The organism is Mesorhizobium sp. M1E.F.Ca.ET.041.01.1.1 (assembly GCF_003997355.1).
Taxonomy (GTDB): domain Bacteria; phylum Pseudomonadota; class Alphaproteobacteria; order Rhizobiales; family Rhizobiaceae; genus Mesorhizobium.
Genome location: NZ_RZSL01000216.1, coordinates 1 through 9205, shown reverse-complemented (window position 1 = coordinate 9205; position 9205 = coordinate 1). Strand labels below are relative to the sequence as shown.

The following is a 9205-nucleotide window of genomic DNA, read 5'->3' as shown; positions in this document are numbered from 1 at the left end:
CCATCAGGCCGCGTGCGCCGACCTTCTGGGCATGGGCGGCGTGGGCTACGGCACTGGCGGTGTTGACCGCTCCGGTGCCGACGATCACCGGCACGCCGGCTTTCACCAGCCGCTCGACGCCTTCCATGCGCTGCTCGTCGCTCAGCAATGGCCAATCGCCCATGGAGCCGCAATAGACGACCGCCGACATGCCGGCGGCGATCAGCTCGCGTCCCTTGCGCACGAGCGGGTCGAAGTCGGGGAGGCGATCATTCGTGCAAGGCGTCATCAGCGCCGGCATGCAGCCGGAAAAGACATTGGCGTTCATTCGGATCCTCCTCGAGGCTGGCACGCAGATTGATCAGTTTGTCCCGGAGCGGTGCGGCTTGCCAAGCGGATAATCGTGGTCGACCGGGAGAAACGACGCGTACGAAGCCAGCATTCGCGTCGCTGGCGACGTCGTGCCGCGGGCGCGGCTTACGATGATGGAAGACTGAAATCGCCGGCCGCCAAAGCGATCGTTCCGCAGATCACCGGCCGCGCCTGGAGCACGGGCGAGCACAGCCGCGATCTCGATCCCGACGGACCCTTGCCCCGCAAAGCTATGTGCTGTCGGACATGTTGGGCATGTCGACCTCGGTGAAGTGGCAGCGCGACCGGCGATGCCGGCGGACCGGCCAGAGACGAACCAGTCGAGCGTGACGTCAGCGGGGATTAGTTGTTTAGGCGCCCGCGCAAAATAGTAGCCTGTCGCGTGATTTTATGTCGACTGCCGGGTGAGCCGCCAAGGAGTTTCACGCAATCTGAATTGAGGCGAGGGTGGTGCGCGGCGCTCCGCGGCGTCGATCAGTCGGGTCTGCCCGCCTGCGCGGTGCGCCGCCGCACCTTTTCGGCAAAGGCTTCCACCTCTCCTTTGCGAGGTGCTTCGCCCGTGTGCGTGAGCAGGTAAGCCGGTGTGAGCGACAGACGGTTGCTCACCGGCTCGACGATCTCGAGCGAGTAGTAGCCGATCTGCGTGAAATACAACACGCGCGCCCGCACGAATGCTTCCGTGGCTTCATAGCCGTGCCTTGAAAACATCGCGCGGATGGCATCGACGCGCGCGTCGTCCTCCTCGGTCACGATCCGGTGCACTTCGGCGGACTGGCGCGACCAGGCGCGCACGGCGAAATCCAGCCGCGGATTGAACAGCGCCTCATCCAGCCAGCACTCGAAGACGTTGAGCACGGCCTGCGTTATCGACGCGGCGGGCCGGCCCGCCTGCTCGACGATGAAACGGGTGTTGTTGTTGCGCCAATGGTCCAGAAGCTGATCCAGCAGGTCCTGGCGGCTCTTGAAATACCAGTAGAAGCTGGAGCGGGAGACGTTCAGTTTCTGCCCGAGCGCAAGCACGCGCACGGCCTCGACGCCCTCTGAGATCAGCGTCTCCAGCGCGAGCTTCATCCAGTCCTCGCGCGTCACCTTGGTGTTGCCGGTCAGACCGGACCGGCGCACGACGTCTTCAACACTGGAATCGGAGAGCATAGCGAGCCAGGCAACATTTAACTTAACCGCGGCTAGATAAACCTGAAAGCGAACCGCTACAACGCTGCCGATTGTTCGAGCCATTCCCAAAGATAGGGCGCGAAACCGCGGTCGACGTGGAGACGCGCCCGGTTGGGGTTGCCGAAACGATAGAAGAGCACATTGACGCCGGCAAAAAGCACCGAAGCCGAGCGGCTTGTCTGGTCCGGATCGAGCGTCGTGCCCCTTGCGACCAGACCGGCCAGACTCGGCCCCTCGACCTCGAACACATGCAACCCGGCATCCACGATGGAAACCGCGAAACCAGCTTCGTGCCAGCCGGCCGCGATAGAAAACGGCCGTTCTCCAACGGCAAGAATGCGATCGCGCGCGATCCGCACCATGTAGTTGTCGCCGCTCGCGACTGCACCGGCGCCCACGCCCTCGCCTGCAAGTCCCGAGCCTTTCGACCAGGCCGCCAGGTGGCCGCTGACCAGGAGCTGGTTCAGCCCGCCCAGCGTGCGCACGCTGACGCCGCCCTTGTTCAACACCGCAGCGGTCCAGTCGGGCGCCGCCGGCCACTTGTCGGCCAGGTTACGCATGCAGGCGCCTCCCTTCCGGATCGAAGGCGCAGGGCGGGACTATGGTTGCTTGCCGCACGACGCCGAGATGTTGAACGTCGATCGTTTCGCCATGCCGCGCGGCGCCCCGTTCGATGAGCGCCAGGGCGACCGGGCGCCCCAGGGTCGGACTTTGATAGCTGGAGGTGACGAAGCCGATGCTTCTGAGGCGGCCCCCGCTTTTCTCCACGCCATGCGCGCCGGTCGCCAGCGGCGCCTCGCCGTCGCGGACCGCCAGGCCGACGAGCTGGTTGCGATCGGAGCGGTTCGCCGCTTCGGTGAAAAGCGAGCGCCGGCCGACGAATTCACCCGTACGTTTGCTGCGCGGCCCGGCCACGCCAAGGTCGTGCGGCATGACGTTGCCGTCGGTGTCCTTGCCGATGGCGATGTACCCTTTCTCGGCGCGCAGGATCATCAAGGACTCGAGCCCGAGCAGAACGGCGTCGAACGCGCGGCCCTCCTGCTGCATCCTTGCCCACAGCGCCTCGGCCCGATCGGCGCGAATGGAGATCTCGTAACTTCGGTCGCCGGTGAAGGAGACCCGGGTCATACGCACCTCGTCGCCGGCAAAGCGGCCGGCGGAGACGGCCATGTGCGGCAGGCTGACATCGTCCAGCGCAGCACCCAGATCGAGCGCTTCCACCAGCCCGCGCGCGCTCGGCCCCGACACGGTCAAGATGGCGTATTGCGCGGTGGCGTTGTGGATATAGACCGCATCGCGGCCGAAACGATCCTGCCGCCACTCTTCCAGCCTGGCATAGACGGCTGCGACATGCGACGACGAGCAGGAGACGATGAAGCGATGCTCGTCCAGGCGAACCAGCACGCCGTCGTCGAAGACCACGCCATTTTCCGACAGCATGAAGCCGTAGCGGCAATGACCCGGCTTCAGGGTCGACATGGTGTTGTAATAGATGAAGTCGACGAATTCGGCCGCGCGCGGACCGATCACCTCGATCTTGCCGAGCGTCGAGCCGTCGAAGAGCGCGACGGACTGCCGGGCGCGCCGCGCTTCCTCCTGGATTGCGGCCCCGGCTTCGCCGTTTCCGTAATAGGCCGGCCTCAACCAGCCGCCATATTCCTGGAACACCCCTCTTGCCGCGCGATGGTCTGCTTCCAGCGGCAGGCGGCGGATTGGGGCGTGCATGCTTCCCCGTCGTGCGCCCGCCAAGCTGGCGAACGGGACAGGCGTGAATGGCGGCCGGTAGGTCGTGGTGCCGACCTCGGGGATGGCGCGGCCGGTGACATCGGCCAGCAGCGCCAGGCCGTTCAGGTTCGACGTCTTTCCCTGGTCCGTCGCCATGCCGAGCGTCGTGTAGCGCTTCAGGTGCTCGACGGAGACGAAGTTCTCCCGCGCTGCAAGCTCGACGTCCTTGGCGGTGACGTCGCTCTGATAGTCGATCCAGACGCGGCCCTTGGCCTTGGGCTTCGGCCACAGGCTGACGACACCAAGCGTTGCCTCCGCTCCCGTGCCGCGAGGCACGGGCAAGGACGAGGAGCCGAACGGACCGAGAGCCGCCGCGCCGCTGGCCAAGGTCTCGGAAAGCGGGACGGTACCGGCCACGGCACCGGCTACGCCGATCCCGTCGATAGACTCTCCCGGAATGAAAGCCGCCAGTTGATCGCTCCAGGCGAGCTTGCCCTTTGCCTGCGAGAACAGGTGCACGGTGGGCGTCCAGCCGCCGGAGACGAGCACGCAATCGGCCGCGAGCGCCGTGCCGTCGTCGAGCAGGACACCCTGGATGGGATTGTGCCCGCGCGCCGCTGCGACCGTACGCCCGGAAAGGGCGCGAACACCGGTTGTCGCTTGCGTGCCGCCGTCACGCCGACAATCGACCACGGTCACAGAGGCGCCGGCGGCAGCCAGTGCCGAGGCCGGCTCGTAGGCGCTGTCGTTGTTGGTCGCGACGACCACCTGTCGGCCCACGAGCACACCATGCCGGCGCAGATAGGCGAGCGCGGCATCGGCGGAGAATATGCCGGGAAGATCGTTGTTGGCGAACGGAACGGGCCGTTCGATCGCGCCCGTCGCCAGCACGATGCGGCGCGGCCGCACCCGCCACAACGTATCGGGCCGGCCGTCGCTGTGCCGCTGGTTGAGCGCCACCAGATTGTGATCGTAAAGGCCGAAGGCGGTCGTTTCCATCAGCACGAGCTGGCCGCCGCTCTTCAACTTGGCCACGACTGCCTCGGCCCACTCCGCACCCTCTACACCGTCGACCTCGCCCGCGCGGTGGCGCAGCGACCCGCCGGGGTGCGTCCTGTCGTCGACAAGGACGACCGAGTGCCCGGCCGCCGCTGCGCCGGCCGCCGCGGCGAGGCCCGCCGGTCCGGCCCCTACCACCAGGACGTCGCAATCGTGGTTGACCTGGTCCGCGACCGGGCGCGGCTTCCAGTCAGGGTCGACGACACCAAGTCCGGCCATGGCGCGGATGCGCGGCTCGAACAGGTGCCAGTCCGGCCACATGAAGGTCTTGTAGTAGAAGGCGGCGGGCAGGAAGCGGGCGAAGCGGTCGAGCACCGCGTTGCGGTCGGCCAGCGCCGTCGGCAAAGCGTTGACGCTCTTGACTATGATGCCGTCGCTCGCAGGCACGGTCGTTGCCCGCGCATTCGGCACGCGACCGTCGGCGCCTTCGATATCGACCAGCGCGTTGGGCTCCTCCACACCGGAGCCCCAGATGCCGCGCGGCCGGTGATATTTGAAGCTGCGGCCGACAATGGCCTGGCCGCTCGCGAGCAAGGCAGAGGCGATCGTATCGCCAGCAAAACCCTCGACGCGCCTGCCGTCGAAGGTGAAGGCCAGCGGGCGGGCGCGATCGATGTCGCTGCCGCCATTGGCGAGACGGAACGCACTCATGCGCCGTGCTCCGCTTCGCCGAGCGCGCAAGAGCCCGACACCTTGTGATTGACGCTGTCGCGGCTCATCGCGAAGAACTCGCCGCAGGTCAGGTGCATCCAGATCTCGCGGGTTGGACCCTTCGGATTGTCGCGCATGTGGAGATAGCCGGCCCAGCGCTCGGCCGTCACATCGCCGCCATCGGGCCTCAAATTGCCGGCCTCGCCGCCGAAGTGAAATTCGCTTTCTTCGCGCGGCCCGCAGAACGGGCAGGGAAAGAGCTGCATCTTTTTCTACACCTTCAATGGGCAATGCCGGAGCCGGCCGCCTCGTCGATCAGCCGGCCGCGAGCGAAGCGGTCGAGATCGAAAGGCCGGCTGATGTCGTGGTGCGTGCCGGTGGCGAGCAGATGGGCAAGCAGCGTGCCGCCGGCGGGGATAGCCTTGAAGCCGCCCGTGCCCCAGCCGCAATTGAGGAAGAGGCCGGGCAGCGGCGATTCACCGATGATGGGCGAGGAATCCGGGACGACATCGACGATGCCGGCCCATTGCCGCATCATCTTCAACTGGCCGAAGATCGGATACATGTCGAGCATGCCGGCGATCACGCCCTCCAGCACCGGCAGATTGCCGCGCTGGGCATAGGACGGGATGCGGTCGAGCGCGCCGCCGATCACCAGTTCGCCCTTGTCCGACTGGCTGACGTACACACCCGTGTCCGGCGAGATCACCACTGTATCGAGGATCGGCTTGACCGGCTCGGACACACAGGCCTGCAGCGCGTAGGAGTTGATTGGCAGCCGAAATCCCGCCTTCGCCGCCAGCACCGACGAATGGCCGGCCACCGCCATTCCCGTGCGCTCGGCCCGGATTGCGCCGCGCGACGTGACGACACCACGGCAGCGTCCGTTCTCGATGATGAAGTCGGTGATCTCGCAATTCTGGATGATGTCGACGCCGAGACGGCTGGCCGCGCGCGCATAGCCCCAGGCGACGGCATCGTGACGGGCGGTGCCGCCGCTCGGCTGCCAGGTGCCGCCATAGACCGGGTAGCGGGCATCCGGGCCGAAATTGTAGATCGGCACGACGCGACGCACGTCCTCGACCGAGAACAGCTCGCAATCGATGCCGTTGACCCGGATGGCGTTGACCGACCGCGCGGCGGTTTCCATGCCCGCTTCGCTGTGCGCGAGGGTGAGGATGCCGCGCGCCGAAAACATCACGTTGTAGTTCAGGTCCTTCGAGAGCGTCTTGTAGAGGCTGTGGGCGAGCCCGTAGATCGCCGCGCTTTCGGGACAGAAGTAGTTGGAGCGCACCACGGTGGTGTTGCGGCCGGTGTTGCCGCCGCCGATCCAGCCCTTCTCGAGCAATGCCACGTTGGTGACGCCGTGGTTCTTGGCGAGATAATACGCCGTGGCGAGGCCGTGGCCGCCACCGCCGATGATGATGGCGTCATAGCGCGGCTTCGGCTCGGGCGAGCGCCAGGCCTTTTCCCAGCCGGTCTGGCCGGCGATCCCTTCCTTGAAGAGCGAAAGCGCTGAATAGTGTCTTGTCATGCACTCAAGCCCGCATCATCGCGTGATGGAGATTGCGTCGGTGCGAAGGGGATCGAAACGCTGCGTTGGGGTCCGGCGCCAAACTGGCGCAATCAACTTGCCCCCGCTCTCGAAGGTCCATGATCCATCCCGTTTCGCTGCGGATTGACGAAGGCCGTCGATCATCGCGGAGCCCGAACTTAGCTCGAATGGACACCTGTGTCCATTAGGGGCGAAGACAATCTACTATTCTTCAGTGTCGGGGTCGTTCATCAGCGCGTTTCCGGCGCAAGCATGCGCGTCACATGATCGGCGATCGCCAGGCTGGAGGTCAGCCCGGGGCTTTCGATGCCGAACAGATTGACAAGGCCCGCGACGCCATGGGCCGCGGCATGCTGGATGACGAAGTCGCTGTTGGCTTCATCCGGGCCGGAGAGTTTCGGCCGGATGCCGCTGTAGGCCGGCTGCAGACTGCCGTCGGGAAGGTGCGGCCAGTATTTGCGGATCGCGGCATAAAAGCGCTCGCCGCGTGCCGGATCGACGCGGTAATCGAGCACTTCGGTCCATTCGACATCCGGTCCGAACCGGGCAGTGCCGCCAAGGTCGAGCGTCAGATGGACGCCGAGCCCGCCCGGCTCCGGTACGGGGTAGACGAGCCGCGAAAAGGGCGCCCGGCCCGCCACCGAGAAGTAGTTGCCTTTGGCGTAGCGGAGCGTCGGCAGGTACCGACGGTCGAAACCTTCGAGCGAGCCAGCCAGCGCGACCGCTCCGAGGCCGGCTGCGTTGACGAGACGCGAGGTGGCGATCTCGAAACCTTCGCCGCTCGCCGTGTCTGTCGTCTGAAGCACGATGCGGTTGGCCTCGATACGGCCCGAAACGATGCGGGTGTTGAGCGAGAGCTTCGCGCCGCTTTCCTCGGCGTCGCCGAGTAACGTCAGCATCAAGGCGTGGCTGTCGATGATGCCGGTCGAAGGCGAGAGCAGCGCCTTCGTGCAATGCAGTGCTGGTTCCAGCGCCTGCGCTTCGGCAGAGGAGAGGAAGCGCAAATCGTCGACGCGACAAGCGGCGGCATTGGCGCGGATGGCGGCAAGCACCGGCTCCTGCGCTGCGTCGGTGGCGACGATCAGCTTGCCTGACCGCCGGTGCGGGATCGAGCGTTCCGCCGCGTAGCGATAGAGCATATCGCGTCCGGCGACACACAGCCGGGCCTTCAGCGAGCCTTCAGGGTAATAGATGCCGGCGTGGATGACTTCCGAATTGCGCGAACTCGTCTCGGTGCCGATGGCGTCCGCCGCTTCGAGGATCAGCGTGTCGAGGCCTTGGGCCGCCATGTCGCGCGCTATCGCAAGACCGATCACGCCGGCGCCGGCAATTATGCAGTCGACCTGTTCCATGCCTAGTCCATTCGGCTACGCCAGCGGCGCGCCACAGTTTCTTCAAGGATCATATCGCCCGTGTCCATCGGTGTCGGCGTTTATGTGCCGCGCCGCGACGTTGGGATCGATCGCGGTCGGGGTTCGGATCGCATGGCGCTATCGATCGTGACACGGCGGCTCTTGCGGACCGGTTGCGCGGTGATGCATCAAACAGCCGAACGCGAGGGCGGAACCAGAGACTTCTCGACAAGCGAGACGGTCCTATCTTCGCTTGCATGCCCGCAGACAGGAGCCATCATGGACGCCAGACCGAATTCCCCTGAAGCCCGCGATATCCGCTACCACATGCATGCCTACACCAACGCCCGCAAGCACCAGGAAACGGGTCCGCTGGTCATCGAAAAGGGCGACGGCGTCTATGTCGAGGACATCGCCGGCAACCGCTACATCGAGGCGATGGCGGGTCTGTGGAGCGTCGCGGTCGGCTTTTCGGAAAAGCGGCTGGTCGAGGCGGCCACAAGACAGATGTCCAAGCTGCCTTTCTACCATGACTTCGGCTCGAAGGCGCATTCGCCGCTGATCGACCTTGCCGAGAAGCTGGTGCAGATGGCGCCGGTGCCGATGAGCAAGGCCTATTTCACCAATTCCGGTTCCGAGGCCAACGACACGGCGATCAAGATGATCTGGTACCGGTCGAACGCGCTCGGCCAGCCGGCGCGCAAGAAGATCATCAGCCGCAAGCGCGGCTATCACGGCGTCACCATCGCTTCCGCCAGCCTGACCGGCCTGCCGAACAATCATCTCTCCTTCGACCTGCCGATCGCCAATATCCTGCACACCTCGACGCCGCACCATTGGCGCGACGCCGAGCCGGGCGAAAGCGAGGAGCAGTTCTCCAGCCGTCTGGCCGACGATCTCGAGACGCTGATCCTTGCCGAGGGGCCGGAGACGATCGCCGCCTTCATCGGCGAGCCGATCATGGGCGCCGGCGGCGTCGTTGTGCCGCCCGCCGGCTATTGGGAAAAGATCCAGGCGGTGCTGTCGAAATACGGCATCCTGCTGGTGGCCGACGAGGTGATCTGCGGCTTCGGCCGCACCGGCAAGATGTTCGGCTCGCAGACTTTCGGCATCAAGCCCGACATCATGGTACTGTCGAAGCAGATCTCGTCGTCCTACCTGCCGATCTCGGCGCTGCTCATCAACGACAAGGTATTCGAGCCGATCGCCGACGAGAGCAACCGCATCGGCACTTTCGGCCACGGCTTCACCGGCGGCGGCCATCCGGTGGCCGCTGCCGTCGCGCTGGAAAACATCAAGCTGATCGAGGAGCGCGACCTCGTCGGTAATGCGCGCCGAC

8 protein-coding genes are annotated in these 9205 nt (G+C 65.6%); 1 reads left to right on the top strand and 7 read right to left on the bottom strand.

All coding sequences use genetic code 11. The annotated features are described in order from the left end of the window. The 7 genes from EOA38_RS18520 to EOA38_RS18485 form a co-directional block, all read right to left on the bottom strand. Positions 1-307: dihydrodipicolinate synthase family protein (locus tag EOA38_RS18520; RefSeq protein WP_189434731.1), on the bottom strand; the 307-nt coding region annotated here is incomplete at its 3' end. Between the two features lie 518 nt (positions 308-825). Continuing rightward, positions 826-1503: a TetR/AcrR family transcriptional regulator gene (locus EOA38_RS18510; RefSeq protein WP_126092014.1), complete on the bottom strand. Its 678-nt coding sequence runs from the start codon at positions 1501-1503 to the stop codon at positions 826-828. 56 nt (positions 1504-1559) lie between these two features. After that, positions 1560-2084, bottom strand: a complete 525-nt coding sequence (locus EOA38_RS18505; protein WP_127299893.1) for a hypothetical protein — start codon at positions 2082-2084, stop codon at positions 1560-1562. After that, the gene (locus tag EOA38_RS18500) at positions 2077-4959 is read right to left on the bottom strand and encodes a sarcosine oxidase subunit alpha family protein (RefSeq protein WP_127299892.1); all 2883 of its coding nucleotides are present in this window, start codon (positions 4957-4959) and stop codon (positions 2077-2079) included. The genes EOA38_RS18505 and EOA38_RS18500 overlap by 8 nt, the downstream gene beginning before the upstream one ends. Next, on the bottom strand, positions 4956-5225 hold the full coding sequence (locus EOA38_RS18495; RefSeq protein ID WP_126092017.1) for a sarcosine oxidase subunit delta: 270 nt from the start codon (positions 5223-5225) through the stop codon (positions 4956-4958). Before EOA38_RS18495 ends, EOA38_RS18500 begins: the two co-directional genes overlap by 4 nt. Before the next feature lie 14 nt (positions 5226-5239). Continuing rightward, positions 5240-6493 carry a sarcosine oxidase subunit beta family protein gene (locus tag EOA38_RS18490; protein WP_126092018.1) on the bottom strand — a complete coding sequence of 418 codons (1254 nt, stop codon included), beginning with the start codon at positions 6491-6493 and terminating at the stop codon, positions 5240-5242. Between the two features lie 251 nt (positions 6494-6744). Continuing rightward, the gene (locus EOA38_RS18485) at positions 6745-7866 is read right to left on the bottom strand and encodes an NAD(P)/FAD-dependent oxidoreductase (RefSeq protein ID WP_127299891.1); all 1122 of its coding nucleotides are present in this window, start codon (positions 7864-7866) and stop codon (positions 6745-6747) included. 279 nt (positions 7867-8145) lie between these two features. Between EOA38_RS18485 and EOA38_RS18480 the strand changes: the two genes are divergently transcribed. After that, the coding region (locus EOA38_RS18480) for an aminotransferase (RefSeq protein WP_127299890.1) at positions 8146-9205 on the top strand (1060 nt) is incomplete at its 3' end.

What these genes read in the sequence shown, in the direction of transcription:
- EOA38_RS18510 (WP_126092014.1), bottom strand. Translation starts at nt 1,503, where the DNA reads ATGCTCTCCGATTCCAGTGTTGAAGACGTCGTGCGCCGGTCCGGTCTG.
- EOA38_RS18485 (WP_127299891.1), bottom strand. Translation starts at nt 7,866, where the DNA reads ATGGAACAGGTCGACTGCATAATTGCCGGCGCCGGCGTGATCGGTCTT.
- EOA38_RS18495 (WP_126092017.1), bottom strand. Translation starts at nt 5,225, where the DNA reads ATGCAGCTCTTTCCCTGCCCGTTCTGCGGGCCGCGCGAAGAAAGCGAA.
- EOA38_RS18500 (WP_127299892.1), bottom strand. Translation starts at nt 4,959, where the DNA reads ATGAGTGCGTTCCGTCTCGCCAATGGCGGCAGCGACATCGATCGCGCC.
- EOA38_RS18505 (WP_127299893.1), bottom strand. Translation starts at nt 2,084, where the DNA reads ATGCGTAACCTGGCCGACAAGTGGCCGGCGGCGCCCGACTGGACCGCT.
- EOA38_RS18490 (WP_126092018.1), bottom strand. Translation starts at nt 6,493, where the DNA reads ATGACAAGACACTATTCAGCGCTTTCGCTCTTCAAGGAAGGGATCGCC.